Genomic DNA, 1,051 nt, shown 5'->3' with positions numbered 1-1,051 from the left:
AACGCATCCAGGAACTCGCGCACGCCCTCGACCCCGACTGGGCCGCCCGCCGCGAGACCAACGCGTTGAAGAAGGCGCGGCTGCTGGCCTCGCGGAACCCGTCGGGGACCGCGAACCTCTCGGGCTGCGACCTGCCGGTCGACCGGACCGCGATCTCGATGGCCCGCGCCGAGGCGCTGGCCGCGGAGCTGCGCCGCCGCGGGCTGCGGGTCAAGATCGAGCAGTTGCGGGCCGAGGTGTACCTGGCCCAGCTCGACGGCACCGCCGTCGGCCTCGACGACGACACCCTGCTCGACCTGCTCGAACACACCCTGCGCCCACCCGACCCCGACGGCCCCGACACCGGCCCCGACACCGGCCCCGACACCGGCCCCGACAACGACGGCCCCGACAACGACGGCCCCGATAGTGGTCCCGACAACGACGGTGGTCCCGACGACGACGGAAGCGGGCCGGACGACGGGGCACGCGGCAGCGCACCGGGCGACGACGACCCAGGCGACGACGAACCTCCCGACGGTGACGACGACCCCGGCGGCGAGCCGTGCGGCGAGCCGGAGAACGAATCAGGGAACGAGCCCGAGGACACCGCCGACAACGCCGCGAACACCGACCCCGCGAACACCGACCCCGCGAACGATGCGGTGCCGGCCGGTGAGCCCGCGACCGACAAGGGCCCCGGCGATCACGGTGAGGACAGCGGCGACGACCGCGGCGACGACCGCGGCGACGACCGCGGCGACGACACCGGCGACGACACCGGCGACGACACCGGCGACGACCGCGGCGACGACACCGGCGGCGACGGCGCCGACCAGCCCGGCGACCGGCCCAGCGACGACACCGGGGACGACACCGGCGATGAGGGCAGCGAGTTGCCGCGCACCAGCGGGGTGCGTACAGGCACCGTGGAGATCCGGCTGCAGCTCAGCACCGCCCTCGGGCTCGACGAACACCCCGCCCAGCTCCCCGGCTGGGGCACCCTGCTACCCGCCACCGCCCGCGCCATGCTCGCCCGCTACCACCACGGCGAATGGCGCATCGTGCTCAC

1 protein-coding gene is annotated in these 1,051 nt (G+C 74.9%); it reads left to right on the top strand.

Annotated features, from left to right (window positions below; genetic code table 11):
• A partial coding sequence (locus QSK03_RS32905; RefSeq protein WP_285660048.1) for a hypothetical protein occupies positions 1–1,051 on the top strand: 1,051 nt, incomplete at both ends.

Source organism: Actinomycetospora sp. NBRC 106375 (assembly GCF_030269665.1).
In the GTDB taxonomy this organism is placed as follows: domain Bacteria; phylum Actinomycetota; class Actinomycetes; order Mycobacteriales; family Pseudonocardiaceae; genus Actinomycetospora.
Note: the sequence above shows the minus strand (reverse complement) of the source record. Positions and strands in the feature narration are given on the sequence as shown.